Below are 26,324 nucleotides of genomic sequence, written 5' to 3'. Positions count from 1 at the left end.
CTGCCTTGGGGTCAGCGGGGGCGGTGCTGCTCCCACTGGAGGGCGACCATGAGCTCGTGACCGGTGCGGGCACGGTCCATGTCGGGGATGTTGTTCCAGCCCGAGGTGCCGGGGCGGGCGAAGCTGCGGATGCGGTCGGCGATGCGGACGGCGGTGTGGAAGGTCTGCGTGCGGGGGATCATGACGCCAATTCTCGCGACCCACACTCATTAGCACAACGTGACTTTGCTACATGGTTGTTAAGCACCACTGTATGATCAGCGCATGCTCGACCCGCACCGCCTCAGCGTCTTCCGCGCCGTCGTCGCCGGAGGCTCCGTGCAGGCGGCTGCCGACAACCTCGGGCTGACCTCGAGCGCGGTGAGCCAGCACCTCTCGGCGCTCGCGCGCGAGACCGGATTGGTGCTCTTCCAGCGGGCCGGGCGCGGGATCACGCCCACACCGGCCGGACTCGAGCTCGCCGCGCAGAGCGAAGAGGCGATGAGCCAATGGGGCCGGCTCGACTCGGTCGTCGCCGACCTGCGCGAGGGGCGGAGCGGTCGGCTCACCGTCGGCTACTTCAGCTCGGCAGGCGCGGCGTGGATGCCGCGTCTGGTCAAGCGGCTCACCAAGGAGCTGCCGGACATCACCGTCAAGCTCGTCCTCACCGAGGTCACGAGCCGGAACGTCACCCCCGACATCGACATCGTCATCGACCCGCCGGACGGGGGCGGGCGGCCCGGTTATCGGAAGGTCCCGCTCGCGACCGACCCGTTCGTCGCGGTCATCCCGACTCGGCACCACCTCGTCCACGAGCGCACCGTCGCCCTGGCCGACCTCCGGAGTGAGACGTGGGTGTCGAACGACCTCGTGGGCTCGCTCGGGCACCGGATCGTCGTGTCCGCTTGTGCCGCAGCGGGTTTCACGCCGCGGTTCACGGTCCAGGCGCAGGAGTACCACTCGGCCATCCAGTTCGTGGCGGCCGGGGTGGGCATCTCGGTCATGCCCCGGCTCGCGGCGCGGTCACTGCCGCCGGACGTGACGCGGCTGCGCATCACCGACCCGACGCCGATGCGTGAGATCTCGGCACTCGTGCGCGAGACCGCCCGGCCGAACCCGGCGGCCGAGCGCCTGCTCGAGATGCTGCTCGATCTCAACACCCACCCCGCCCGCCGCGGCCGCGTTCCCTGACTCACCACTTTCCGCTCTGCGAGTCGGAACCCGTGGGCGGTGAAGGCCCTAGGCGTTCAATTGGGTGACTTTTTCACGGGGTGGGGGCTGTTCCCGGCGTTCAATTGGGTGACTTCTTCACCGGGTGTGGGGCGGGTGGAGGAGCTGGGTCTCGACCACGGCGGAGGGGTTGATCGGTCCGTAGACGTGGGGGAACGTCTCGCCCGTCTCGGGCACGCCGACCTCGCGGACCAGCCGCGACTCGAGCAGCTCCGGGTCGATCGTCAGCAGGAGCAGGTCCTCGTCGACGCCGGCATAGAACGCGTTCAGCACGAAGTCGAGCTGCACCGCGTCGCAGCAGTGGATGAAGCCCTCCTCCTCGAGCGAGCGGTCGAGCGTCGACTCGGTGAATGCCCCGTCGGCGACCGCCTGCTCCCACGTCGCCGGACGGGTGACGTGGAAGACCAGCTCATCCCCGCCGACGCTCACTTGCCGATGACCTTGTCGATCGACATGACGAGGATGACCCGGTCGGGCGCATCCGGCGGCACCGGCGTCTCGGGGTTGCCGTAGCGCGCCCCGAGCACCGGGTAGAACGCACCCTCAGGATCCGGGACGGTCTCGACGAGCCGGCCGCGGACCTCGACGAACCGGTACGGGTTCTCGGGGTCGAGCACCTCCATCGCCATGGCCGGGTTGGCCTGCAGGTTGCGGTACTTCGCGCGGTTCGTCGTGTGCGTGAACCGGATCGTGTCGGTGTCGCGGTCCCAGAGGAACCACATCGGGTTCACCTGTGGCGACCCGTCGGGACGGACCGTCGCGACGTGGCCGTAGTTCGGAGCCTCGAGCAGCGGGGCCAGGTCAGCGGGAACGCGCGTGGACGGCATACGTCCAACGTACGCCCGCGGCATACGCTCACGGAATGACCATCCGCGAGGCGACGCCCGACGACGTGCCGGCCATCCTGCGACTCGTGCGCGAGCTCGCCATCTACGAGAAGGAGCCGGACGCGGTCCAAGCGACCGAGGAGCACTTCCGTATGGCGCTCTTCCCGGTCTCCGGGACACCGACGACGTTCGCGCACGTCGCCGAGGTCGACGGCGAGGTCGTCGGGATGGCGATCTGGTACCTCACCTTCTCGACGTGGACCGGCGTCAACGGGATCTGGCTCGAGGACCTCTTCGTCGAGCCGGCGCATCGCGGGAGCGGTCTCGGGCGTGAGCTCCTCGCGACCCTGGCGCGCACGTGCGTCGAGCGCGGCTACCAGCGGCTCGAGTGGTGGGTCCTCGACTGGAACGAGCCCTCGATCGGGTTCTACCGCAGCCTCGGTGCGGTGCCGCAGGACGAGTGGACCGTCTTCCGCATGGACGGTGACGCCCTGTCGACCCTGGGCGGATGACGAGACCTCACGGCCAGATCGAGGTGACCCACTGCGGGTTGTCGATGAACGGGTTCCGGTTGCCCTGCCACTGCGCGTAGATCCGCTCGTTGCGGCGCTTCTCGAAGGCGTCCGGAGGGTCGGCCGCACTCCACGCCTTGAGCGTCGAGAGCTTGCCGATGGCGGGGACCGAGCCGTTGCCGGTGACGTCGTTGGGCTCGAGGTTGGCGAAGCCGTCGCCGCCCTCGTAGCGGATCGCCATGTAGAAGATCATCCGGGCGACGTCACCCTTGACCGCGTCGCGCGGCTCGAACGAGTCGCCGTCGCGCCAGCAGTCCGAGCACTGGTTGACGGCCGTGCCGCCGTTGTCGAAGTCGAGGCTGCCGCGGTCGGCGTTGACGGTGACGTCCTCGGGGCGCAGGGCGTGCACGTCGGTGCCCGGGCCGGGCGTCGTGCCGAAGCCGCCCTTGCTCTGCGGCCACACGTGCTCGCGGTTCCAGTCGTCGGGGTCGGGGCCGTTGAGCGTCTTGGCGATCGAGCGGCCGGAGTAGAGCTCGATGACGTTGGCGGTGTTGTTCGGGTCCTGGTCGGTGTCCTTGAGCGCGGTCCACACCTGGTCGTAGGTGAGCACGCTCTGGTTGCTGATGATGTCGTGCAGTGCGGTGCGCAGTGCCGCACCCGTCTTGCCCTCGGCGGCGGCGTAGTAGCCGGTGCCGCCGGTCGCGGTCGGGGTCGGTGTCGGGCTCGGGGTGGCCGTCGCGGTCGGAGTGGGGCTCGCGGTCGTCCCGGCAGCGGTGATGGCGGTCGGGTTCTTCAGGCCGGGGTGCGAGAAGTAGGCCGTGAGCTGCCCGGTGACGTCGACGAGCCGGCCCAGGTTGCCGGGGTTGGACTTCAGCCCCCAGGCGCTGCGCCACTGCGTCGTCAGCTGGACGTAGAGCATCTTCGTCGTGTCGGTCTGGCTCGCCGAGTCGGCGAGCGCGATGGCGTAGTCGGCGGTGAAGTTGCTGCGGTTGACCGTCGTCGTCGCGACCGGCTCGCCCACGATGTAGCCGCGGACCGTCTGGGTCGAGCCGTTCTGCGTCGCGATGGCCTGGCTGACCGTGAGCGGCGTTGCGGCAGAGGCGGATCGGGCGGTTGCCGTGGACAGGGCAACGGCGGCGGCGAGGCCGAGGGTCAGCGCGAGCAGCGCGACGAGGACGAGCGCGACAGTGCGCGAGCGCAGTGGTGGCCGCGCACTCGAAGCGAGGCCGTGGCCGGCCGCGCGGCCACGGCCGGGCGCGCAGGAGGCAGGGGAGGGGGAGGTGGGCATGGCGACAAGCCTGCGGCCGGCATACGGGCGCGTGGGCAAAGCCGCGGTGAGCGTTCGGCAAGGGTTCGGCAAAGTCCGCCGGCCCTGCCGCGCCCTCACCCCTCCGAGCGTCGTCGAGAGGGCAGGGCGAGCAGCAGCAGGCCGGCCAGCGCCCATGCGCCGATGACGATCCACGCGTCCTTCGCGCCGGCTCCGTCGAAGAACGCCACCGAGCGCAGCAGCTGCGACCCGGCGCCGGGCGGCATGGACTGGCCGATCTCGCGCCACGGCGAGGCGAGGAACTCCGGGGCGGACTGGGCGCCCGAGAGCGGGTTCCCGACGAGGACGAGGAGGGCGGCGCCGAGTCCCAGACCGACCATTCCGAGGACGCGGTGCAGCCCCAGGAGCGCGAGCATCCCGGCGCCGATGGTCGCGGCGAACACGCCTGCCTCGAGCCAGAAGTTCCCGGCGATGCTGCCGAACCCGAAGTGCAGGACCGCGGCGAACGCCAGGCCGGCCACCGCGGCATACACCGCGCCTGCGGCGAGCATGACCCGGCGCGAGGCCCCCAAGCGGGTGAACACGACGGCAGGCAGGATCGCGCCAATGACGAGCGGGAGCAACGCCGCCCCCAGCCCGGCTCCGCGCGGGTCGTCCCGGGTCAGCGGCACGACGTCGCGCACGGTCGGCGTCCCCGTCCCTCCGCTCTGGCGCGAGATCTCCGTCCCCATCGCGATGAGCGACTGGGCCACGACCGGGCTGGCCGCCGACGCCGTGAGGACGGTCGACCCACGCGGCGTCGCGAGGAGCCCGCCGTAGACCTCGCGGTTCTCGATGGCCCGGGTCAGGGCAACCTCGTCGTCATAGACCCGGACGTCGAAAGCCCCCGGATCACGTTGTGCCAGAGCAGAAGTGAGCTGCTCGGTCATGAGCTTGGGGCCCGCGACGCCGAGTGGCAGGTCGTGCGGTGCGGCCTTGACCGCGGGCAGCCCGAAGGCGACCAGCACGAGGCCGACGAGCGCGGCGAGAGTCACGGGGACCGCGGCGAGTAGCACGCCCGTCGACGGTCGATGGCTCGAGCGCGGGGAGTGTTCCGACGTCGTGGCGTGTGCCCGGCTCGGCACGGCGGCGGACGCGGGATCTCCAGTGGGGTGCGGTGCGGGCTCGGGCGCGTGCTCCGGAGTGTGGTTCGGTGCGTGCTCCGGTAGGGGCCGTGGTGTGGACGCCGGGGTGTCCCCGGTGGGCCTGGTGGTCGACATCCGTGCTCCTCCTCGAGGGATTCAACAGACGTTGAAATGCACCGTAGCGGAGTGGCGCCGAGAATTCAACGGTTGTTGAGCGACGCGGGAGTGACAACTAGGTTGGAGCCATGCCGCGCGCTCGCTCCACCTCCACGCCACGTGCTCGTGCCGGGCGCCCCGGTCCGCGTGCCGGGCGCCCCGGTCCGCGCGCCGACGTCGACACCAAGGCACGCATCCTCGAGGCGGCACGGACGTCGTTCAGCGAATCCGGTTATGCCGCAACGACGTTGCGCGGGGTCGCGGCCACTGCGGGTGTCGACGTCGCGCTCATCCCCTACTACTTCGGCAAGAAGCAGGACCTTTTCACCGCGGCGATGGACATCCCCGTCCGGCCGGCGGAGCTCATCGACGGCGCGTTCGCCGACGGCGTCGCACGGGCCGGCGCTCGGCTCGTCAGCGCCTTCCTCGACCTGTGGGAGGCCCCAGAGACCGGTCCGGCGCTGCTGACGATGTTCCGCACCGCCATGACCGACGACGCCGCCCGGCGGAGCTTCACCGAGTTCATCGCCTCCGAGATCCTCGCGAGCTACGCCCGGCACCTCGACACCGAGGACGCCGAGCTGCGTGCCAGCCTGGCCGCGACCCAGCTCCTCGGGATGGTGATGGTGCGCTGCGTCCTGCGCATCCAGCCGGTCGCCGGCCTCCCGCGGGAGCAGGTCGTGGCACTCGTCGGCCCGAGCGTCCAGCGCTACCTCAGCGGGCCGCTCGACGAGTGACCCGATCCGTGCGGTGGGCGGTGGGGCGTCAGCGCTTCGGGATGTTGCGCTCGATCTCGGCGAGCCACGCGGTGGGGGAGGCGTCGGACGGCATCCGCCAGTCACCGCGCGGCGACATCGTGCCGCCCGCGACGACCTTGGGCCCGTTGGGCAGCGCGCTGCGCTTGAACTGGTTGGCGAAGTAGCGCTTGACGAAGACCTCCAGCCAGTGCCGGATCGTCTTCAGGTCGTATGCCGGCCGCTCGCCTTCGGGGTAGCCCGCCGGCCAGTCACCCCGCGCCGGGTCGGACCACGCCTGCTCGGCGAGGTAGGCGATCTTGCTCGGCGAATAGCCCCTGCGCAGAACGTGGTACAGCGTGAAGTCCTGCAGCGCATAGGGGCCGACCGAGTCCTCGGTGGACTGGATCTTCTCGCCCTCCTTGGTCGGGACGAGCTCGGGGCTGATCTCCTGGGTGAGGATCTCGGTGAGGGTCTCGTTGACCGACGCGTCGAACTGGTCGGTCGAGACGACCCAGCGGATGAGGTGCTGCATGAGGGTCTTGGGGACGCCGGTGTTGACGCCGTAGTGCGACATCTGGTCGCCGACACCGTAGGTGCACCAGCCGAGGGCGAGCTCGGACAGGTCGCCGGTGCCCAACACGATGCCGCCGCGCTGGTTCGCCGCGCGGAAGAGGAAGTCGGTGCGCAGGCCGGCCTGGACGTTCTCGAAGGTGACGTCGTAGACCTCCTCGCCCTCGCCGGCCGGGTGCCCGAGGTCGCGCAACATCTGCGTCGCCGCGGGCTTGATGTCGAGCTCCTCCCACGTGATGCCGAGTGACTCCATGAGGTGGATCGCGTTGGACTTCGTGCCCTTCGACGTGGCGAACCCTGGCATCGTGAAGCCGATGATGTCGGTGCGCGGCCGGCCGAGCCGGTCCATGGCCTTCGCCGCGACGATGAGCGCGTGCGTCGAGTCGAGGCCGCCGGAGACGCCGATGACGATCTTGGGCTGCCAGGTGTCGGTGGCGATGGCGCGCAGCCGCTGCTCAAGTCCGGAGACCTGGATGTTGTAGGCCTCGTAGCAGTCCAGGGCCAGCCGCGCCGGGTCGTCGGGCACGAACGGGAAACGGTCGACCTTGCGCCGCAGCCCGAGGTCGCCGCTCGGCGGGTCGACCTCGAACGGCACGACCCGGAACGTCTCACCGCCGGGCTCGCCGATGCCCTCGGTCTTGCGGTTGTCGTCGAAGCTGCCCTGCCGGATCCGCTCCTGGCGCAGCCGGTCGAGGTCGACGTCGACGACGGTCGCCTGCGGCCCGCTCGGGAACCGCTCGGACTCGCCGAGCAGGTCGCCCATCTCGTAGACCATCGTCATGCCGTCCCACGAGAGGTCCGTGGTCGACTCACCCTCGCTCGCGGCGGCATACAGGTATGCCGCGTTGCAGCGCGAGCTCGCGGAGCGAGCGAGCAGGTGGCGGTCCTCGGCGCGGCCGACGGTGATGGGGGAGGCGGAGAGGTTGAGCAGGACGGTCGCGCCGGCGAGCGCGGCCCGGTGGCTCGGCGGCACCGGCACCCACATGTCCTCGCACACCTCGACGTGGACGGTGAGCCCGCGGACGTCGGTCGCCTCGAAGAGCAGGTCGGTGCCGAACGGGATCTCGCCGTCGGCGTCGGCGCCGGGCCAGTGCGGCCGGACGATGAAGTCCTCGACGGCGTCGTCACCGGGGGTGAACCAGCGCTTCTCGTAGAACTCGCGGTAGTTCGGCAGGAAGGCCTTCGGCGCGACCCCGAGGACGTGCCCGCCGCGGATGACGACCGCGCAGTTGTAAAGCCGGTTGCCGTGCCGCAGCGGGGCGCCCACGACGATGAGCGGCCGCAGCTCACGACTCGCTTCGGCGATGGTGACGATGGCGCTGTCGACGTCGTCGAGCAGGACGTCCTGCATGAGGAGGTCGTCGATCGCGTAGCCGGAGAGGCCGAGCTCGGGGAAGAGGGCGACCGCGACGCCGTCGTCGTGGAGGGCGCGGACCTGCTCGATCGTGGACTCGGCGTTCCTCATCGGGTCGGCCATCGTCACGGGCAGGGTGCAGGCGGCGACGCGGGCGAAACCCTGCGCGTAGGCGTTGCGGAAGTCCATGGTCCGAGTCTGTCAGAGCCGCGCCCGTGTGACGCCGGGTGCGCTGTCGGGGGCAGGTGCGAGGGTGGGTGAGTGCTCATCCATGCTGACGCCGACGCGTTCTTCGTCTCGGTCGAGGTTCGCGACGACCCGCACCTTCGCGGACGTCCGGTCGTCGTCGGTCCGCAGGTGGTCGCCTGTGCGTCGTACGAGGCACGGGCGCTCGGCGTTCATGCCGGTATGCCGTTGCGTCACGCGCTGCGACGCTGGCCCGAGCTCGTTGTGGCCGAGTTCCGGGGCGAGACCTATGAGTCGGTGAGCGCCGACCTCATGGCGCTGTTCCGTGAGGTCACGCCGCTCGTCGAGCCGGGGTCGATGGAAGAGGCGTTCCTCGACGTGTCCGCTCTCGATGGAGGCTCCGTCGACGAGGCCGGACGCATCGCCGCGGACCTGCGGCGCCGCGTCCGCCGCGAGCTCGGTCTCCCGGTTTCGGCGGGGGTCGCCCGGGCCAAGCTCTTCGCCAAGCTCGCCTCGCGGCGGGCCAAGCCGGATGGCCTTGTCGTCGTCGATGCCGACACCGAGGCGCGGGTGCGGCCCCGGCTCCCGGTGGCCGACCTCTGGGGAGTGGGCCCCATGACCGCCGGCAAGCTGCACGACGCCGGCATCGTCCACGTCGCCGACCTCTGCGGCTGGACCGTCGAGGCTCTCGTCGAACGCCGCATCGCCAAGCCTCAGGCGAAGAACCTCGTCGCCATCCGTGACGGCACCGATGACGCGACCGTGAAGCTGCCCGGCCCTCGCAAGTCGGTCTCGTCGACGATCTCGCTGGGCAGGCCGACCCGGCAGCGCTCCCGGGTCCGCGAGTCGTTGCAACACAACGTGATTCGCGCGCTCGATCGCTTGGGCGACGACCCGCGGCCGGCCACCCGCGTCGACGTGCACCTCCGTTTCGACGACGGTGCCACCCTCGTCAGTCAGGGAGCACTTGAGGAGCCCACCCGGGACCCGGCCACGCTGGTCGGTGTGGCGCTTGCGGCGCTAGAGCGGACGGCATACGAGGACGACGGTCGCGGGATCGTCGTGGCCGGCGTAGCCCTCGCCCTGCCCGCCTGACCGGCGCTCAGCCGGCGCGGACGATGTCGAGGATGAAGCTCGACGCGTGGTCGACCTGGCTGCGCGAGTTGAGGGTCCGGCCGTCGAGGACGGCGCGCAGGGTGAGCTCGATGAGCCCGGCGACGACGGCGACCGACTCGGGCGTCGAAAGTCGCCGCACGTCGTCGTGGTGCCGGCTCGCCTCGTCGACAAGACCGCGCAGGTAGGCCGCGTGGCGGTCGATGAGGGACCGTCTCGCGTCGAGCCCGGTGCGGCCGAGGGAGTGGGCTTCGAGCATGTGCGCGCGCACGAGTGCCGGGTTGTCGGCGAGGTGGTCGAGGTAGGCGCGGACGGCGCCGCGCACCTGCTCCTCGATGGGTGCGGTCGGGTCGGTGACGACAGCGGAGATGGCGGCGACGAGCGCATCGGCGCGGCCGGCATACAGGGCGAGGAAGGCGTCTTCCTTGGAGGCGAAGTGCTCGTAGAAGGTGCGCTTGCTCGTGCCCGCGATGCGGGCGATGTCGGCGACCGTCGTGTGTGCGAGGCCCTGCTCGACGAACGCCTCGGCGAGGGCGTCGAGCAAACGGTTCGCAGGTGTGGTGGCCATGGTGGTACCGTAGCGTACCGCGGTGGTACGCCACAGTACCGCCCATCATGGAAGCACCATCGACAGCCGTCTCCCGACCACAGGGGTCCCGCCATGACCGCCCTCCGCGTCGCCCTCACCGAGCTCCGCCGGCTCACCGAGACGACCCTCGCCAAGGTCGCCCTCGCCGCGATGATCGTCGTCCCGTCGCTGTATGCCGGGCTGTATCTCTATGCGAACAAGGACCCCTACGCGAACCTCGACGGGCTGCCGGCGGCCGTCGTCGTCGAGGACCGCGGGACGACGCTCGCGGACGGCGAGAAGCTCCAGGTCGGGGACGAGGTCGCCGACACCCTGCTCAAGGCGCGTGACCTCGACTGGCGCGAGGTCGACGCGGCCGAGGCGCAGCGCGGGCTGCGCGAGGGGGACTACGCGTTCGTCCTCACGATCCCGCAGAGTTTCAGCGCCGACCTCGCCTCGAGTGCGGACTTCACGCCGCGGCTCGCGAACCTCGAGCTCGACACCAACGATGCGACGAACTATCTCGCGGGGACCATTGCCGACCGGGTCGTCGAGCAGGTGCAGGTGTCGGTGGCGCAGCAGGTGAGTCAAACGGCTGCGAGCGAGATGCTCGGCGGTTCTCGACGATCCACGACCAGGTGGGCGAGGCCGCCAAGGGGGCGTCCCAGCTCGCGACCGGCGCCAAGGACGCGCACTCGGGCTCGACGAAGCTGAGCAGCGGCGCCGCCGACCTCGCCGCGGGTCAGAAGAAGCTCGCGGTCGGGGCGGCTGAGCTGTCCTCCGGAGCGACCGAGCTGAGCTCTGGCCTCACGACCCTCGACAAGCGCACCGACGCCCTGCCCGGCCAGACCGCCAAGCTCGCCGACGGCGCCCGTCAGGTCGCGGACGGCAACAAGCGCATCGCGGACGTGGGCCAGAAGGTCGCGACCGCCGGCAGTGACCTCACCAAGGACCTCGACGCGTTCGACGCGGCCCTGCCGGAGCGGCTGCGCGCGGCCGGGCTCACCGACGAGCAGGTCGACGCCGTCCTCGCCGAGACGGCCAAGCTGCGCACCCCCATCCGCGACGCCAACGCCACCCTGCAGTCGACCTCCGCCGACCTCACCCGGCTGTCGACCGGCGCGAACCAGGTGGCCGACGGCGCCGCCCAGCTCGCCGCCGCGTCCAAGGAGCTCGAGTCCGGGATCGACGCCGCGGCCTCGGCTGGGGCGCGGCTCGCCTCCGGCGCCAAGGAGCTGAACGCCGGGCAGCAGCAGGCCCTCACGGGCGCCAACCAGCTGGCCTCGGGCGCCAAGGCCCTCGACGACGGCCTCGCCAAGCTCGACTCGGGAGCGGCGAAACTCTCCTCGTCGCTCGCCGACGGTGCGAAGCAGATCCCCAACCCCACCGACGCCCAGCGCAAGGCCGTGGCACAGACCGTCGGGTCGCCCGTGGGTGTCGTCTCCGAGGCGCTGGCCCGGGCAGGGTCGTATGGCGCGGGGCTGGCTCCGTTCTTCCTGTCGCTCGCGCTGTGGATCGGAGGGTTCACCCTCTTCACCCGGGCGCGCCCGCTCGTCGAGGAAGCGCTGACGTCACGTTGGGCGGTCGTCCCCGTCGCGGTCGGTGGCTGGCTCGCGCCGGCCGTCATCGGTGTCGCTCAGGCGGTGCTGACGTGGATCATCGTCCGGTTCGCCGTCGGCATCGACCTCGCGCACCCGTGGTGGATGCTCGCGTTCATGGTGCTCGTGTCGATGAGCTTCATGGCGATCATCCACGGGCTCATGGCGCGGCTCGGGGACACCGGACAGTTCATCGCGCTCGTCCTCATGGTGCTCCAGCTCGTGAGCGCGGGCGGGACCTTCCCGTGGGAGACGCTGCCCGGGCCGCTGCAGTGGCTGCACCACGTGCTGCCGATGTCGTATGCCGTGGAGGGCCTTCGTGCCCTCGCCTACGGCGGGCCGACGATGAAGCTCGGACTCGACGTGGCCGTGCTGGTCGCGTGGGGTGCTGGGGCGCTGCTGCTCTCGACCGCGGCGGCGCGGCGGCTGCACGTGCGGACGCGCGCGAGCGGCATACCCATTCCGAAGGTTGCCGACCAGCCCACCCTCTTCTGACTTATTGCCCGTTCCGGCAGCCAGAACGGGCAATCAGTGGAGCGGGGAGGTACCGGAACGGGCAATCAGTGGAGGGGGGAACGACCAGAACGGGCAATCAGTCGCGCGGTCAGGGGGTGAGGAGGACCTTGCCGGTGGCGCGGCGTTCGTCGATGTCGCGCAGCGCCACGCCCACCTCGTCGAGCGAGCGCACCTCCCCGATGACCGGGTCGATCGCGCCGGACTCGAGCAGGGGCACGAGGTCATCCCACTGCGAGCGCACGAACTCCGGCCGCGACCGCGCCCCGGCCCAGTAGGCGCCCCACCCGACGCCGACGACGTCGAGGTTGTTCAGCAGCAGCCGGTTCACCCGCACCTCGGGGATCGAGCCGGCCGTGAACCCGATGACGAGCAGCCGCCCGAGCGGCGCGAGCGAGCGCAGCGAGTCGGTGAACCGGTCCCCACCGACCGGGTCGACGACGACGTCCACCCCGTGACCCGACGTGAGGTCGGCGACGGCCTCCCGGAACCCGTCCGCCGGCACGACCTCGTCGGCCCCGGCCGTGCGCGCGACGTCACCCTTCGCGGGATCGGACGTCACGGCATACACGCTCGCACCCCACGCCTTGGCGAGCTGGATCGCAGCGGTGCCGATCCCACCGGCGGCGCCGTGGACGAGGACCTTCTCGCCCTCGGCGAGCCGGCCGCGCAGCCGCAGCGCGAAGTGGCAGGTGAGGTAGTTCATCGGCAGCGCCGCCCCCGCGTCGAAGGTCACGCCGTCCGGCAGCGGGCAGACCAGCCCCGGGTCGCACACCACCCGCTCCGCGAACCCGCCGAGGAACGGGAACGCCGCCACCCGCTGCCCCTCGACGAGGCCCGACCCCGCCGGCGCGACCCGCACGAAACCCGACACCTCGGCGCCCGGGACGAACGGAAGCGGCGGCGTGATCTGGTACTCGCCGCGGGTGAGCAGCACGTCCGGGAACGCCACCCCCGCGGCCGCGACCTCGATGAGCGCCTGCCCCTCCGGCACCTCCGGGTCGGGGACGTCGGTGACCTCCACGGCGTCGGGACCGTCGAGCCGGGTGACGAGTGCAGCGCGCATACCGTCGATCGTAGGAGTGGTGGAGCGGCGCCGCGCGATGTCGTGGGCCCACCGGTCGGCGCCGGGAATGCCAGGCCGTCCTCGCTCCTTATCCTGAGACGTGCCCCAGCCCCGCCATGCCCTCCTCGCGACCGTCGCCCTCGTCCTCGGCGGATTCGCCATCGGCACGACGGAGTTCGTCACGATGGGGCTGCTGCCCGACATCGCCTCGGGCATCTCGGTGTCCATCCCGGACGCCGGCCACGCCATCTCCGCGTATGCCGCGGGCGTCGTCGTCGGCGCGCCGCTCATCGCCGTGCTCGGTGCGACCTGGCCGCGCCGCGAGCTGCTCATCGGGCTCATGGTCGCCTTCGTCGTCGGCAATGTCGCGACCGCGCTCGCGCCGGACTACGGCTGGCTGCTCCTCTCGCGGTTCTTTGCCGGTATGCCGCACGGTGCCTTCTTCGGTGTCGCCGCCCTCGTGGCCGTGGACCTCGCGGCCCGCGGCCAGCACGGGCGCGCGGTGAGCCGGGTCATGCTCGGCATCCCCATCGCCAACGTTGCGGGCGTGCCCGGTGCCACTTGGCTCGGGCAGCACCTCGGGTGGCAGGCGGCCTACTGGCTCGTCGCCGTCCTCGGAGTGCTCACCGTCGGGCTGCTCGTCGCCTTCGTGCCGCACATCGACCGCGACATCGAGTCGACGATCCGGCGCGAGCTGGGGGACTTCGCGACGACGCAGGTCGCGCTGACCCTGCTCGTCGGCGCGATCGGCTTCGGCGGCATGTTCGCGATGGCGAGCTACATCGCTCCGACGGTCACCGACGTGACCGGGCTCGAGGCGAGCGCCGTCCCGCTCTTCCTGCTGGCCTCCGGCATCGGCGGGCTCGTCGGCACGCCGCTCGCCGGCCGCCTCGGCGAGTGGTCGGTGCTGCGCTCCATCACCATCGGCTGTGTCGGCATGGGTGCGACGCTCGTGGCGTTCGCGCTCACCGCGCAGTGGTGGCCGACGGCGGTCTTCTTCTACTTCCTCTCCTCCGTCCTTGCGGGCGTGCTCGTCGTCAACCTCCAGCTGCGGCTCATGCAGGTCGCCGGACGCGCGCAGACGCTGGGCGCCGCGAGCAACCACGCCGCGCTCAACCTCGCCAACGCCCTCGGCGCCTGGCTCGGCGGTGTCGTCATCGCGGGCGGGTACGGCTACACCGCGCCGAGCTGGGTCGGGGCCGGTCTTTCGGTTCTCGGCGCCGGTGTCCTCGGCCTCAGCCTCATCAAGCACCGTTCGGACCAGCGGGCGCGCGTCACAGCCCCGGTCGGGCACTGACCGTCGCGGCCTAGAGTCGGCGGCATGACGGATGTCGCCGCAGCCACGCCAGGCCCCCTCGTCACGAGCCGCATCGAGTCGGGCATCGCACACGTCGCGCTCAACCGGCCGGACAAGCTCAACGCCCTCACCCTCGACACCCTCGACCAGCTCGTCGCGACCGCACACCGGCTCCGTGGCGACAGGTCACTGCGCGCGGTCATCCTGTCCGGTGAGGGTGACGCGTTCTGCGCCGGTCTCGACTTCGGAACCGTTCTGCGACAACCGAATCGGGTCGCCGCCGCCTTCCTGCCGCGGCCATGGCGGGGCACGAACACCTTCCAAGAGGCGTGCTGGTCATGGCGTCGCGTGCCGGTGCCGGTCATCGCCGCCGTCCACGGCCACTGCCTCGGCGGCGGCCTGCAGATCGCGCTCGCGGCCGACATCCGCATCACGACGCCGGACGCGCGCTGGAGCGTCCTCGAGGCGAAGTGGGGGCTCGTCCCCGACATGTCCGGCATCCAAGCGCTCTCGCAGCTCGTCGGCATCGACGTCGCGAAGCGGCTCACGATGACCGGCGAGACGATCTCGGGCGCTGAGGCGGTGCGGCTCGGTCTCGCGACCGAGGAGAACGCCGACCCGTATGCCGGTGCGCTGGCTCTCGCGGAGCGCATCACCGAGCGGTCGCCGGACTCGGTCGCGGCGGCGAAGCGGCTCTTCGACCGGACGTGGGTGGCCGGGGCGCGGCGGACGTTCGCGCGCGAGCGGTTCGAGCAGGCGCGGCTGCTCGTCAATGCCAACACCGCCGAGGCCCGGCGCGCGGCCACGACCGGCGAGCGACCGGCATACCGCCGCCGTGCAGGTCTGGACCCCCGCGGCTGAGACGAGAAAAACTCACCAATTGAACGCCTCCACACGCTGGAGGGTGACCGAGAGCACTAGCCACTAAGCGGGCGCTTACCATAGGTTGTCGGTATGGACTTCGCACCGTCCGAGCGATCCCGCGACCTTGCCGCCCGCGTCCGCGCGTTCATCGACACCGAGATCGAACCCGCCGAGCAGGTCATCGCGACCGACGTCGCCGAGCGTCGTGCCCGAGGTGAGGACCCGTGGCCGGCGCACCCACTCGTCGCCGAGCTGCAGGGCAAGGCGCGCGCGCAGGGGCTGTGGAACCTCTTCCTCCCCGCGGGGCACGAGGGTCCGTACGCCGCTCGTTTCGGCACCGATGGCGGCACCGGTCTGTCGAACGCCGACTACGCCCCGGTCGCCGAGGAGATGGGTCGCTCGTCGCTCGCGCCGTTGATCTTCAATTGCAACGCACCGGACACCGGCAACATGGAGGTCCTGCTCAAGTACGGCACCCCGGAGCAGCAGGCCGAATGGCTGGAACCGTTGCTGGACGGGCGGATTCGCAGCGCGTTCCTCATGACCGAGCCGGGCGTCGCCTCCTCCGACGCGACGAACATGGAGTCCACCGCGACGATCGACGGCGACGAGGTCGTGCTCAACGGCCGCAAGTGGTGGTCGACCGGCGTGGGGAACCCGGACTGCAAGGTCGGCATCTTCATGGGCGTCACCGACCCCGAGGCGTCGCGGCACTCCCGCCATTCGATGGTGCTCGTGCCGCTCGACCACCCGGGCGTGCGCATCGAGCGGATGCTCTCGGCGCTCGGCCACTATGACGAGCCCATCGGGCACGGCGAGGTGACGCTCACCGACGTGCGGTTGCCGGTCACGAACATCATCGCCGGGCCGGGTCGCGCCTTCGAGATCGCGCAGGGACGGCTCGGACCCGGGCGCGTCCACCACTGCATGCGGCTCATCGGCCTCGCCGAGCGGGCCCTCGAGCTCGCCTGCGAACGGTCGACGACGCGCACCGCCTTCGGCAAGCCGATCGCGAACCTCGGCGGCAACCGCGAGCGGCTTGCCAAGGCCCGCATCGCCATCAACCAGGCGCGCCTCCTCGTCCACCACGCCGCGTGGAAGCTCGACACCGAGGGCTCGCTCGGCGCGCTGAGCGAGGTCAGCGAGATCAAGGCGGTCGTGCCGCAGATGGCGTGCGACGTCATCGACATGGCGATCCAGCTGCACGGCGGGGCAGGGATGTCCGAGGACTTCCCGCTCGCGGCGGCCTACTCGGGCGCGCGGTCGCTGCGCCTCGCCGACGGTCCGGACGAGGTCCACCTCGGCGTCGTCGCCCGCATCCTCCTCCACCCCTACGCAGAGAAGGCGAGCCGCTCATGAGCCGTCGTGTCCTCGTCACCGGCGGAGCGTCCGGCCTCGGCCTCGCGCTCGCGAACGCGTTCCTCGCACGCGGCGACTCCGTGCTCGTCGCCGACCTCGCCGACACGCGTCCCGACTCGGTGCCGGCCGGCGTCGACTACGTGCGGCTCGACGTGCGCAGCCAGCAGGACTGGGACGCCGCCCTCGCCCACGTCCGCGACACGTGGGGCGGCCTCGACGTCCTCGTCAACAACGCCGGCGTAGCGACGGGCGGACGCATCGACGTCGAGTCCATCGCCGACTGGGAGCGGGTCCTCGACGTCAACCTCCTCGGGGTCGTGCGCGGCTGCCAGACGTTCACCCCCCTGCTCAAGGAGCAGCGTTCGGGCCACATCGTCAACACCGCCTCGCTCGCGGGTCTCATCCACGGCCCCGGCATGTCGTCCTACAACGCGGCCAAGGCCGGGGTAGTCGCCCTGTCCGAGACCCTCGGCTTCGAGCTCGCGCCGTGGAACATCCATGTCTCCGCCGTCTGTCCCGCCTTCTTCAAGACCAACCTGCACCAGTCCCTGCAGGGCAAGGACACGGCGATGGAGGAGACCGCGGTCAAGCTCATCACCAAGGCGTCGATGACCGCCGACGAGGTCGCCGAGATCGTCCTCAAGGGCATCGACCGGCACAAGCGGATCATCCTCACTGACCGGATCGGCCACCAGGCCTACTGGGCCAAGCGACTCGCGCGGCCGGCATACAACCTCGTCGCGACGAACGCCGGCAAGCGGCTCGCGCGGAAGGCGCGCACGTGAGCGACGGGTCACCGGTCCGCGACGAGGACGCCTTCGACGTCGAGGCGCTCGCACAATGGTTGCGGGACAACGCTTCTGGTGAGCCGGGTCTCGACGGGGTTCCGGAGGTGCGGCAGTTCACCGGGGGTGCGTCGAACCTCACCTACCTGCTTCGGTATGCCGGCCGCGACCTCATTCTCCGGCGCCCGCCTTCGGGGACCAAGGCCAAGGGGGCGCACGACATGCGCCGGGAGAGCGACATCCAGGCGAGTCTCGGTCGGGTGCTCGACACGGTGCCGCGAATCGTCGCGTACTGCGGGGACGAGTCGGTCATCGGCTCGGAGTTCTATGTCATGGAGCGCATCGACGGCACGATCCTGCGGCGGGACATCCCGGATTCCCTGGGCATGACGTCGGAGGACGTGAACCTATTGTGCCGCAACGCTCTTGACACGCTCGTGGCGCTGCACAGCGTGGACGTCGAGGCGGCTGGGCTCGGGCACCTCAGCCGCGGACCCGGCTACGTCGAGCGGCAGGTGTCGGGCTGGTCGGCGCGGCTGCGCAAGGCGCGCACGCCTGACGTCGGGTCCTTCGATTCGACGATGGCCTGGCTCGCCGAGCACCAGCCCGACGACGTCGCGCAGGTCCTCATCCACAACGACTTCCGTTTCGACAACCTCGTCCTCGACCCCGCTGACCCGACGCGCGTCGTCGGCATCCTCGACTGGGAGATGGCGACGGTGGGAGACCCGCTCATGGACCTCGGTGGCGCGATGGCCTACTGGATCGAGGCCGACAGCGACCCCGTCGCCAAGCGGCTTCGGCTGCAACCGACCCACGAGCGGGGGATGCTCGGCCGGGTCGAGGCGGTCCGTTACTACTGCGCCGCGATGGGCATCGAGATGGACGCGCGGCGGTGGGCGTTCTACGAGGTCTTCGGGCTCTTCCGGCTCGCCGTGATCGCGCAGCAGATCTACCTGCGCTCCTACCGCGGTGAGACGCACAACCCCAAGGCCAAGCAGATGCGCTGGCTCGTCCGCTACCTCGACCTGCGCTGCCGGTGGCTCATCGCGAGGTACCGCTGGCAGGAGCGGCGTGCTGGATCGCGCGCGAAGGGCGGGAGATGAGCCGGATCGTCCTCGTCCGGCACGGCCAGGCGTCCTGGGGCAAGCGCGCCTACGACAAGCTCTCCGACCTCGGGCGCGAACAGGCGCGCATCGTCGGTGCCGAGCTCGCTACACGCGACCTCGCGCCGACGCTCGTCGTCTCCGGCACGATGGAGCGCCAGCGCGACACCGCGACCGGGCTCGTCGAGGCCGCCGGCTGGGACCTGACGCCGCAGACCCGACCCGGCTGGGACGAGTACGACCACGCGAGCATCCTCACGGCATACAAACCGGCATACCGCTCGATGACCCTGCTCAAGGCGGACATGGCACGCACGCTGCGGCCGCGCGCGGCCTTCGACGAGATGTATGCCGTGGCGACGCAGCGCTGGGTGGCGGGTGAGAACGACGCCGACTACGGGGAGCCGTTCGCGGCGTTCGGTGAGCGGGTCCTCGGCGGGCTGGGCGAGGTGGCCGACGAGCTGGGGCCGGGGGAGACGGCGGTCGTCGTCAGTTCCGCGGGGGCGATCTCCTGGGTGGCCGCGTCGCTGCTCGACGGTGGCGCGCCGACGTGGACCGCGCTGCAGCGGGTGCTCGCGAACGCCTCACTCACGACCGTGTCCGTCGGCGCCGGGGACGGCGGGGCCGCCCGCCGCCCGGTGCTGCGGACCTTCAACGACACGACCCATCTCGAGCGGGTCCCCGACCTGCTCACGACCCGCTGAGGAGCACTGCCGACATGACCACCACCCTCATCACCGGGGCCAGCTCCGGCATCGGCGCCGAGCTCGCCCGCCAGCTCGCCGCCGCCGGCAACGACCTCGCGCTGTGCGCCCGGCGCACCGAACGACTCGAGGAGCTGCGCGCCGAGATCCTTGCGGCACAGCCGGATCGGCGCGTCGCGATCGCGGCACTCGACGTCACCGACGATGACGCGGTGTTCCGGGTGTTCCGCTCGCTGGCGGACGAGCTGGGTGGGCTCGACCGGGTCGTCGTCAACGCCGGCCTGGGCAAGGGTGCGCCCATCGGCACCGGCCGCTACGACGCGAACCGCGAGACGGCGATGACGAACTTCGTCGGCGCGCTCGCGCAGTGCGAGGCCGCGATGGAGCTGTTCCGTGAGGCGAAGCGCGGTCACCTCGTCGTCATCTCGTCGATGTCCGCGATGCGCGGCATGCCCAAGACGATGACGACGTATGCCGCGACGAAGGCCGGGGTCGCGGCGCTCGCCGAGGGGATCCGGTCGGAGATGCTCGGCAAGCCCGACCTCGACATCACCGTGACGACGATCTATCCCGGCTACATCCGCTCGGAGATGAACGAGAAGGTCGCCCAGCAGACGAGGTTCATGGTCGGCACCGAAGAGGGAGTTCGCGGCATCGTCGAGGCGATCGAGAAGGGCGTCGACTCGGCCCGCGTCCCGGCCTGGCCATGGAAGCCCCTCGGCACCGCGATGCGTCACCTACCCCTCGGCGTCGTCCGCAAGCTCACCTGACCCCGGCCCGTTCTTGCGACGTATTGCGCACAGCTCGCAGGCTCGCTGGCGCTCGCATGCGAACTGTGCGCAATAAGTCGGGGGGACGGGTCAGAGGGAGCGGTGCATGACGTGGAGGCCGACGCGGCCGTGGCTGCGGCTGTCGAACGCCTCCGGCACCGTCCCGATGACCTCGAACCCGAGCGAGCGCCACAACGACACTGCCGGCTCGTTCGTCTCGACGACCGCGTTGAACTGCATCGCGGCATACCCCTGCTCAGCAGCCCACGCCACGACCCACTCGCCGAGCGCGCGCCCGACCCCACGGCCGCGCGCCGCCGGCGACACCATGAACGACGCCGTCGCGACGTGCGAGCCCCGACCAGGACGGTTCGGCCCGGTCTTGGCCGACCCGAGAACCTCACCAGTCCCCTCGTCGACGGCCGCGACCGTCACCCCGGGCGGCGACTCGACCCACAGCTCACGGGCGGCGTCGCGCGGCAGGTCCTCGGGATAGGCATACGTCTCACCCTCGGCGACGACCTCCTCGAACGTCGGGTGGAACAGCACCCAGTCCTCCTCGGTCATCTCGCGGATGACGAAGCCGCCATCGCTCACCGGCGCTCCACCTCGAACTCGAAGTCGAACCCGCGCAGCCGCTCCACGAGCGCTCCGTCGAGCGCGACGGCCGGCGTGAGCACTCCACCGCGCGGCCCGAGGTCGTCCTGCGCGAGGGCGAGCCCGGCCTGTCCGAGCATGATGGCCGTGCCGGTGTAGCCGGGGTCGTATGGCGCCCCGACCGTCGTGCGGTAGCGCGCGCCCGTCGTCGTGGTCGTCTCGACCTGCATGACGAACTTCCCCGAGTCCATCGTCTTCTCCGAGGGACCCTCGCCGGGCTTGGGCAGCACCCGGTCGAGCACCGCACGCCCCGGCCCCGTCGACATGCCAGCGAAGAGCCCGCCGAGCACCCCCGCCGTCGCGCCCGCCTTGACCGCGCCGAGCGGTCCGCGGCCGGTGTCCATGACCTCGTCATAGCGGAACTCGCGGCCATAGGACCACCCCGTCAACGCGTTGCTGCGACGGACGATCCGCGTGTTGAACGACGCCATGAAGAACGGCGCCACCCACCGCTTCGTCACCTCGTCGAAGCGCACCCCGGAGATCGCCTTCGCCTTGTCGAGCACCCCCGCGACCGAACCCGCCACGCCGCCACCTGACGACGCGGCACGCACCGCCCGGTTGCGCGACGGCGGTTCCGCCGCGCGATCCGGCGACAGACCATGCGGGTCGAGCACCGCCCGACGACGCTCGCGCGACCCGGCCGTCTCGATCGCCTGCACCCGCATCGAGTCGATCGTCCCGCCGCTGACCCCGCCCCGCAGCGTGCGCACGTGCAGCAGCGTCTCCCCGAGCGTGCCCTCCCCGTCCGCGGCCGCCTGTTGCGCCGTCAGCCACACACCGAGGTCAGACGGGATCGAGTCGAACCCGCACGCGTGCACGATCTTCGCCCCCGACTCCTGCGCCACGGTGTCGTTGGTGTCGATGCTGTCCCTCACGAACAGCACCTCGCCGGTGAGGTCCGCATAGTGCGTGCCCGCGGCCGCGCACGCGGATGCGAGCGGCATACCGAGCCGTGCATACGGACCCACGGTGGTGACGACCACGCGAGTCCGCTCGGCGAGCGACGCCACCGCAGCAGGGTCTGTCGTGTCCACGACGACGAGTGGCCAGTCGCGAGCCGCACCCGGCAACGAGTCCCGCACCGCGGCCAACCGCGCCTCGGAACGCCCGGCGAGGGCAATGCGCACCGACGACGGCGCGTGCTCCGCGAGGTGCTGGGCCGTGAGGCGGCCGACGAACCCGGTCGCGCCGACGAGGACAAGGTCGAACTCGCGAGAGTCAGTCATGGTCCCAACCTAGGTGACCCGTTCAGGCACTCGCGCACGCGTGCGGCATACGGCACAGTCGTGGACATGTCTCGACGACCCAAGGTTCTTGCCATCGTCCAGGCCGGGGGACAGGGATCCCGCATGGACGTGCTCACCCGTGAGCGGGCCAAGCCCGCCTTGCCGTATGCCGGTCAGTACCAGCTCGTGGACTTCGCCCTGTCGTCGCTCGCGAACAGTGGCGTCAAGGATGTGTGGCTGTCGGTGCAGTACCAGGCGACGAGCCTGCACAAGCACGTCGCGAGCGGCCGCCCGTGGGACCTCGACCGCACTCGCGGCGGCCTCGAGTGGTTGCCGCCGCAGGAGGGTGCGGGTGCCGCGTCGCAGTCCGGGTTCAGCGCCGGCAACGGTGACGACCTCTACCGCAGCCTCGACGACATCATGGCGTTCGACCCCGACGTGCTGCTCGTCCTCAGCGCCGACTCGGTGTGCACCGTCGATCTGCGTGACGTCGTCGAGCAGCACCTCGAGCGCGGCTCGTCCTGCACCATCGTCACGACCGAGGTGACCAAGCAGCAGGCGTCGGCCAAGGGCGTCGTGGAGGTCGCACGCGACGGTCGCGTCACCGGCTTCGAGTACAAGCCGGACAAGCCGAAGACGACGACGATCGCGTCGGAGATCTTCGCCTACGACCCCAAGGTCCTCGCGAAGACCCTCGAGGACATCCGCCAGGAGCGGGTCAACGAGGCCGACGAGGAGGACTCCGGCGTGGGCGACTTCGGCGAGCACCTCGTGCCCCGGCTCGTCGACAAGGGCAAGGTCCACGCCTTCGCCCTCCCCGGCTACTGGCGCGACCTCGGGACCCCGAGTGAGTACGTTGCCGCCCACCGCGACCTGCTCGCCGGTCGGGTCGACGTCTTCGACGACCCCGAGTGGCCGATCCTCACGCGCTGGCCCGAGCTGCCGTGCGCCATGGTTCGCAAGGACGCCACGGTCGACAACTCCGTCGTCACGGCCGGTGCCGACATCTCCGGCACCGTCGTCCGCAGCGTCATCGGGCCCGGGGTCCGCATCGCCAAGGGCGCGGTCGTCGAGGACTCGGTGATCTTCGCGCAGGTGGACATCGAGGCGGGGGCACAGGTGCGTGCCGCGGTCGTCGACTCGGGGTCGACGATCGGCCGCGGCGCCCGCATCGGGGCGACCCCGCCGGGCAACCGCATCGGCGACGACCGGCTCGTCCTCGTCGGCAAGGACAGCCGGATCGGACGCGACGTCGTCATCGAGCCCGGCACGCGCCTTGAGCCGGGCACGACGGCCTGACCAGCGAGTTTCCCGTCCGACCGGTGGCGGTCTCGCAGCCACGGCGGTAGACAGGAGTCACGGACACCACGAGGTGTCGACCGCCGACATGGAGGTACGCAATGACGCAGAACCCTGACATCAACTCCGGCGCCCAGCCCGACGAGAGCGGTGCCGAGACCGGCTCCGAGGAGCTCGGCTCGAGCATGGACTCCGGGCAGTTCGACTCCGAGCGCGTGGCCTCCGGTGAGGCCGGCGCCTCCGGCGACCCGAGCGGCTTCGGCTCCGAGCCCGCCGACGAGGGCGGCAACCTCGGCTCCCAGGGCTCGGGTGGCTCGGCCGGTTCCGCCGACTTCGGTGGCTCCGGTGACTCCTCCGGCTCGTCCGACACCTCCGGCTCGTCCGACTTCGGCAGCTCGAGTGACGAGAGCGGTGCCGGCGCGGGAGCGTCCGGTGTCGAGGGCCCGGCGGACAGCGGGGCGGGCGACCAGTCGCTGCCCGGTCAGCACGATGGTGGCGCGGACGGCGGCGCCGACGGTTCCGGTCAGGGCGGCCAGTCCGACCAGGGCGGCCAGTCCGGCTCCGGCGTCCCCGGTTCGTCCGACGACGCCGAGGGTCCCGCCGACAGCGGCGCCGGCGAGTCCGGTGTCCCCGGTGAGCACGACGGCGGTGCCGACGGCGGCGCCCAGGGCGGCACCGGCACCGGCGCGGGAGCCGACCAGTCCCAGTGAGTGACCACGAGGACCCGCGCCCCTCACCTCCGGTGTCGGGCGCGGGTTCTCGTGCGCTGGCGCGCATCGTCGGTATGCCGTCCGCGGACTTCGCGTCCCGCATCTGGTCCCGCGAGCCTCTGCTCACGCGCGGGGAGGACCTGCCACGGGACTTCGGGGACCTCTTCAGCGCGGCCGCGGTGGACGAGCTCGTCGCGGACCGGGCGCTGCGCACCCCCTTTGCCCGCATGGCCAAGGACGGGACGACCCTGGGCGACGCAGCCTTCACTCTCGGCGGAGGGGTTGGCGCCGGCATCGGCGACCAGCTGAGCGAGGACCGCATCCTGCGCGAGTTCGCCTCTGGCGCAACGCTCGTGCTGCAGGCGCTGCACCGGTCGTGGGCGCCGGTGCGTGACTTCTCGGCCGCGCTCGCCGACGACCTCGGGCACCCGGTGCAGGTCAACGCCTACGTCACCCCGAAGCAGAACCAGGGGTTTGCCGACCACTACGACGTCCACGACGTCTTCGTCCTCCAGATCGCCGGCGAGAAGCGGTGGCGCATCCGCCCGCCCGTCCTCGAGGCCCCGCTGCGCGACCAGCCGTGGGACCAGCGTCGGGGCGCCGTGGCCGAGGCAGCGCGGCGCGAGCCGTTCCTCGAGGAGACGCTGCGGCCCGGTGACGCGCTCTACCTTCCTCGCGGCTGGTTGCATTCCGCGACCGCACTCGGCGGCACGAGCATCCACCTCACTGTCGGCGTGCACGTGTGGACCCGGCGCCACCTCGTCGACGCCCTGCTCGCGCGGGTCGGCGCGCGGCTCGCGGAGGACGTCGAAGCCCGGCGCTCGCTGCCGATCACAGCGGGTCGGGCCGGCTCCTCGTCCCTCGAAGTCGAGGCCGACGCCGCGGTCGTGCGCGACCTCGTGGCCAAAGCGCTCACCGAAGTGGCTGACGACGAGCTCGTCGAGCTCTTGCGTGGGCAGGTGCGTGGCGCCCAGCGTGCCGAGGCCTTCGGCGTGCTCGCCCAGGTCGACGCGGCCGACCGGATCGACGACCCGGCCGTGACGTGGCGGGCCCGCGGCTCGCTCTCCGGTCACTGGGTCTGCGACGGCGACGAGTGCACCTTCGTCAGCCGGATCGGCCGGTTCGCGGTGCCGGCCGGTGACCGGGACGCGGTCGCGGAGGTGCTGGACGGCATACGCGATCCACGCGAGCTCGACCACGCACTGCGGCGACGTCTCGCACTCGCCGGCTTCATCGTCCCGGGTTGAGGGGCCGGGCCGCCGGTCAGCCGTGGAGGCGGCCGCGCAGGTCGGCGTAGCGACCCCGGATCTCGGCGATCCGCTCGGCCTGTGTCGCGTCCGGCTCGAGGACCGCGTCGGTGCGGACCTCCCACGTCGGGAAGCCGTCACCGGTGAGGGCGGCAGCCGCCTGTCTGGCGGCGCCGAGGGCGACGTACTCGCCACCGACGGGGACGTGGACCGGCACGCCGAAGAGCCCGGCGGCGTTGTCCCGCACCGCTGTTGAGGCGGCTGCGCCGCCGATGAGCAGGACCCGCTGGACGTCCACGCCCTGGCCGCGGAGGTGGTCGAGGGCCTCGGCGAGGTTGAGCAGCATGCCCTCGACGACGGCTCGGGCGAGGTTCTCCGGGGTCGCGTTCGTGCGAGTCAGCCCGGCGAGCGTGCCGGCAGCGTCGGGCAGATTGGGGGTGCGCTCACCGTCGAGGTAGGGCAGCAGGGTCAAGCCGCCGGCACCGGGCTCGGCGGCGCGGGCCAGCCGGTCCAGCTCGGGGAGGTCGACTCCGAGCATCGAGGCCCCGGCTGTCATGACGCGGGCCGCATTGAGGGTCGCGAGCAGCGGCAGGAACTGCCCGGTCGCGTCGGCGAACGAGGCCACCGAGCCACTGGGGTCGGCGACGGGCGCGTCGTGGCGGGCGAACGCGGTGCCGCTCGTGCCCAGGCTGATGACGGCGTCGCCGGGCGCGAGCTCGAGCCCGAGCGCGGCACCGGCGTTGTCGCCGGTGCCGGGGCCGACCACGAGGCCGTCAGCGGTCTCACCGGCACGCTCCGTGGGGCCGAGGACTCTCGGCAGCCCGAGCTCGCGGCCGATGGCGAGGTCGACGAGCTCGGGTAGGTAGGCGCCAGTTGTGGCCGACCAGTAGCCGGTGCCCGACGCATCCCCACGGTCGGTGACCCACTCGCGGAAGCCGTTGCCCTGCTTGAGGATCCGCCCGGTCAGCCAGTCGTGCGGCAGGACGCAGCTGCGGGTGCGGGCGAGGTTGCCGGGCTCGTGGTCGCGCAGCCAGCGCAGCTTGGTGATGGTGAAGCTCGCGACCGGGACGACGCCGACCTCATCGGCCCACCGCTGGGCGCCCCCGAACTCGTCGACGAGTGCGGTCGCCTCGGCGGCCGAACGGGTGTCGTTCCACAGCAGGGCCGGGCGAACGACCTCGTCGGTCTCGTCGAGCGTCACCATGCCGTGCTGCTGACCTCCGACGGCGATCGCGCTCACGCCGTCGAGCAGGCCGTCCTGGGTGGCCTCCTCGTAGGCCGCCCACCACGCATCCGGGTGTACCTCGGTGCCATCGGGGTGGCTCGCCCGCCCCTGCCGGACGACCTCGCCGGTCTCGGCGTCGCAGACGAGCACCTTGCACGACTGCGTGGACGTGTCGACACCGGCGACGAGCCTGCGCGCACTGCGCGTAGATGTCATGCGTCTCTCCATGGTGTGCGGGTGGACAGTGACGGGTCTGCAGACCCGCTACCGGC

At 71.4% G+C, this 26,324-nt stretch carries 27 protein-coding genes; 16 read left to right on the top strand and 11 right to left on the bottom strand.

Going from position 1 to position 26,324, the window contains the following annotated elements:
* Window positions 1-11: 11 nt before the first annotated feature.
* Window positions 12-182, bottom strand: a complete 171-nt coding sequence (locus BCF74_RS17350) for a hypothetical protein (RefSeq protein ID WP_170070218.1) — start codon at window positions 180-182, stop codon at window positions 12-14.
* 82 nt (window positions 183-264) lie between these two features.
* Between BCF74_RS17350 and BCF74_RS10885 the strand changes: the two genes are divergently transcribed.
* Window positions 265-1,170: a LysR family transcriptional regulator gene (locus BCF74_RS10885; RefSeq protein ID WP_106297982.1), complete on the top strand. Its 906-nt coding sequence runs from the start codon at window positions 265-267 to the stop codon at window positions 1,168-1,170.
* A gap of 117 nt (window positions 1,171-1,287) precedes the next feature.
* Here BCF74_RS10885 and BCF74_RS10880 read toward each other — a convergent pair whose 3' ends face one another.
* Together BCF74_RS10880 and BCF74_RS10875 are read right to left on the bottom strand one after the other, a co-directional pair.
* Window positions 1,288-1,638, bottom strand: coding sequence for a DUF952 domain-containing protein (locus BCF74_RS10880; protein WP_218279250.1), 351 nt, complete (start codon window positions 1,636-1,638; stop codon window positions 1,288-1,290).
* Window positions 1,635-2,036 carry a PPOX class F420-dependent oxidoreductase gene (locus tag BCF74_RS10875; RefSeq protein WP_106297981.1) on the bottom strand — a complete coding sequence of 134 codons (402 nt, stop codon included), beginning with the start codon at window positions 2,034-2,036 and terminating at the stop codon, window positions 1,635-1,637. The genes BCF74_RS10880 and BCF74_RS10875 overlap by 4 nt, the downstream gene beginning before the upstream one ends.
* A gap of 35 nt (window positions 2,037-2,071) precedes the next feature.
* Between BCF74_RS10875 and BCF74_RS10870 the strand changes: the two genes are divergently transcribed.
* Entirely contained in the window at window positions 2,072-2,548 is a 477-nt protein-coding gene (locus BCF74_RS10870) for a GNAT family N-acetyltransferase (protein WP_106297980.1), read from the top strand.
* Window positions 2,549-2,555: 7 nt separating this feature from the next.
* On the opposite strand, the gene BCF74_RS10865 is transcribed toward BCF74_RS10870, so the two are convergent.
* Together BCF74_RS10865 and BCF74_RS10860 are read right to left on the bottom strand one after the other, a co-directional pair.
* Complete coding sequence (locus BCF74_RS10865; protein WP_106297979.1) at window positions 2,556-3,836, bottom strand: endonuclease; 1,281 nt, start codon at window positions 3,834-3,836, stop codon at window positions 2,556-2,558.
* Between the two features lie 95 nt (window positions 3,837-3,931).
* Window positions 3,932-4,870, bottom strand: a complete 939-nt coding sequence (locus BCF74_RS10860) for a hypothetical protein (protein ID WP_146132936.1) — start codon at window positions 4,868-4,870, stop codon at window positions 3,932-3,934.
* A 314-nt stretch (window positions 4,871-5,184) separates the two neighbouring features.
* Between BCF74_RS10860 and BCF74_RS10855 the strand changes: the two genes are divergently transcribed.
* Window positions 5,185-5,832, top strand: coding sequence for a TetR/AcrR family transcriptional regulator (locus BCF74_RS10855; RefSeq protein WP_106297977.1), 648 nt, complete (start codon window positions 5,185-5,187; stop codon window positions 5,830-5,832).
* A 28-nt stretch (window positions 5,833-5,860) separates the two neighbouring features.
* Here the strand turns inward: BCF74_RS10855 and BCF74_RS10850 are convergent, their stop codons facing one another.
* On the bottom strand, window positions 5,861-7,945 hold the full coding sequence (locus tag BCF74_RS10850) for an NAD(+) synthase (RefSeq protein ID WP_106297976.1): 2,085 nt from the start codon (window positions 7,943-7,945) through the stop codon (window positions 5,861-5,863).
* Window positions 7,946-8,017: 72 nt separating this feature from the next.
* Between BCF74_RS10850 and BCF74_RS10845 the strand changes: the two genes are divergently transcribed.
* A complete protein-coding gene (locus tag BCF74_RS10845; RefSeq protein WP_106297975.1) occupies window positions 8,018-9,037 on the top strand; it encodes a Y-family DNA polymerase in 1,020 nt (339 codons plus the stop codon).
* A 7-nt stretch (window positions 9,038-9,044) separates the two neighbouring features.
* Here the strand turns inward: BCF74_RS10845 and BCF74_RS10840 are convergent, their stop codons facing one another.
* Window positions 9,045-9,623 carry a TetR/AcrR family transcriptional regulator gene (locus BCF74_RS10840; protein ID WP_106297974.1) on the bottom strand — a complete coding sequence of 193 codons (579 nt, stop codon included), beginning with the start codon at window positions 9,621-9,623 and terminating at the stop codon, window positions 9,045-9,047.
* Window positions 9,624-9,716: 93 nt separating this feature from the next.
* On the opposite strand from BCF74_RS10840, the gene BCF74_RS17735 reads away from it, so the two are divergent.
* Entirely contained in the window at window positions 9,717-10,337 is a 621-nt protein-coding gene (locus BCF74_RS17735) for a YhgE/Pip domain-containing protein (protein ID WP_245889306.1), read from the top strand.
* Entirely contained in the window at window positions 10,262-11,716 is a 1,455-nt protein-coding gene (locus BCF74_RS10835; protein ID WP_245889305.1) for a YhgE/Pip family protein, read from the top strand. The genes BCF74_RS17735 and BCF74_RS10835 overlap by 76 nt, the downstream gene beginning before the upstream one ends.
* Before the next feature lie 109 nt (window positions 11,717-11,825).
* On the opposite strand, the gene BCF74_RS10830 is transcribed toward BCF74_RS10835, so the two are convergent.
* Window positions 11,826-12,800, bottom strand: a complete 975-nt coding sequence (locus BCF74_RS10830; protein ID WP_106297973.1) for an NADPH:quinone oxidoreductase family protein — start codon at window positions 12,798-12,800, stop codon at window positions 11,826-11,828.
* A gap of 100 nt (window positions 12,801-12,900) precedes the next feature.
* On the opposite strand from BCF74_RS10830, the gene BCF74_RS10825 reads away from it, so the two are divergent.
* The 7 genes from BCF74_RS10825 to BCF74_RS10795 all read left to right on the top strand — a co-directional run bounded on the left by BCF74_RS10825 (window position 12,901) and on the right by BCF74_RS10795 (window position 19,685).
* Window positions 12,901-14,097: an MFS transporter gene (locus tag BCF74_RS10825; protein WP_106297972.1), complete on the top strand. Its 1,197-nt coding sequence runs from the start codon at window positions 12,901-12,903 to the stop codon at window positions 14,095-14,097.
* A gap of 24 nt (window positions 14,098-14,121) precedes the next feature.
* Window positions 14,122-14,958 carry a crotonase/enoyl-CoA hydratase family protein gene (locus BCF74_RS10820; protein ID WP_106297971.1) on the top strand — a complete coding sequence of 279 codons (837 nt, stop codon included), beginning with the start codon at window positions 14,122-14,124 and terminating at the stop codon, window positions 14,956-14,958.
* Between the two features lie 93 nt (window positions 14,959-15,051).
* The gene (locus BCF74_RS10815) at window positions 15,052-16,320 is read left to right on the top strand and encodes an acyl-CoA dehydrogenase family protein (RefSeq protein ID WP_106297970.1); all 1,269 of its coding nucleotides are present in this window, start codon (window positions 15,052-15,054) and stop codon (window positions 16,318-16,320) included.
* Window positions 16,317-17,105 (top strand): SDR family NAD(P)-dependent oxidoreductase, encoded by a 789-nt coding sequence (locus tag BCF74_RS10810; RefSeq protein ID WP_106297969.1) that lies wholly within the window; start codon window positions 16,317-16,319, stop codon window positions 17,103-17,105. Before BCF74_RS10815 ends, BCF74_RS10810 begins: the two co-directional genes overlap by 4 nt.
* Window positions 17,102-18,211: a phosphotransferase family protein gene (locus BCF74_RS10805; RefSeq protein WP_106297968.1), complete on the top strand. Its 1,110-nt coding sequence runs from the start codon at window positions 17,102-17,104 to the stop codon at window positions 18,209-18,211. Before BCF74_RS10810 ends, BCF74_RS10805 begins: the two co-directional genes overlap by 4 nt.
* Window positions 18,208-18,915 (top strand): histidine phosphatase family protein, encoded by a 708-nt coding sequence (locus tag BCF74_RS10800; protein ID WP_106297967.1) that lies wholly within the window; start codon window positions 18,208-18,210, stop codon window positions 18,913-18,915. Before BCF74_RS10805 ends, BCF74_RS10800 begins: the two co-directional genes overlap by 4 nt.
* Window positions 18,916-18,929: 14 nt before the next feature.
* Entirely contained in the window at window positions 18,930-19,685 is a 756-nt protein-coding gene (locus BCF74_RS10795; RefSeq protein WP_106297966.1) for an SDR family oxidoreductase, read from the top strand.
* 90 nt (window positions 19,686-19,775) lie between these two features.
* Here BCF74_RS10795 and BCF74_RS10790 read toward each other — a convergent pair whose 3' ends face one another.
* Together BCF74_RS10790 and BCF74_RS10785 are read right to left on the bottom strand one after the other, a co-directional pair.
* Entirely contained in the window at window positions 19,776-20,282 is a 507-nt protein-coding gene (locus BCF74_RS10790; RefSeq protein WP_342747569.1) for a GNAT family N-acetyltransferase, read from the bottom strand.
* Window positions 20,279-21,571 carry a saccharopine dehydrogenase family protein gene (locus tag BCF74_RS10785; protein WP_106297965.1) on the bottom strand — a complete coding sequence of 431 codons (1,293 nt, stop codon included), beginning with the start codon at window positions 21,569-21,571 and terminating at the stop codon, window positions 20,279-20,281. The genes BCF74_RS10790 and BCF74_RS10785 overlap by 4 nt, the downstream gene beginning before the upstream one ends.
* A 66-nt stretch (window positions 21,572-21,637) precedes the next feature.
* On the opposite strand from BCF74_RS10785, the gene BCF74_RS10780 reads away from it, so the two are divergent.
* The 3 genes from BCF74_RS10780 to BCF74_RS10770 all read left to right on the top strand — a co-directional run bounded on the left by BCF74_RS10780 (window position 21,638) and on the right by BCF74_RS10770 (window position 24,827).
* Window positions 21,638-22,870: a glucose-1-phosphate adenylyltransferase family protein gene (locus tag BCF74_RS10780; protein ID WP_146132935.1), complete on the top strand. Its 1,233-nt coding sequence runs from the start codon at window positions 21,638-21,640 to the stop codon at window positions 22,868-22,870.
* Window positions 22,871-22,971: 101 nt separating this feature from the next.
* Entirely contained in the window at window positions 22,972-23,580 is a 609-nt protein-coding gene (locus BCF74_RS17730) for a hypothetical protein (RefSeq protein WP_146132934.1), read from the top strand.
* Window positions 23,577-24,827 carry a cupin domain-containing protein gene (locus BCF74_RS10770; RefSeq protein WP_245889304.1) on the top strand — a complete coding sequence of 417 codons (1,251 nt, stop codon included), beginning with the start codon at window positions 23,577-23,579 and terminating at the stop codon, window positions 24,825-24,827. Before BCF74_RS17730 ends, BCF74_RS10770 begins: the two co-directional genes overlap by 4 nt.
* A 16-nt stretch (window positions 24,828-24,843) precedes the next feature.
* On the opposite strand, the gene xylB is transcribed toward BCF74_RS10770, so the two are convergent.
* Complete coding sequence (xylB, locus tag BCF74_RS10765) at window positions 24,844-26,268, bottom strand: xylulokinase (RefSeq protein ID WP_106297963.1); 1,425 nt, start codon at window positions 26,266-26,268, stop codon at window positions 24,844-24,846.
* Window positions 26,269-26,324: the final 56 nt, after the last annotated feature.

This window comes from Knoellia remsis (genome assembly GCF_003002895.1).
GTDB lineage: Bacteria > Actinomycetota > Actinomycetes > Actinomycetales > Dermatophilaceae > Knoellia > Knoellia remsis.
This window is presented reverse-complemented; position numbering and strand designations above follow the sequence as displayed.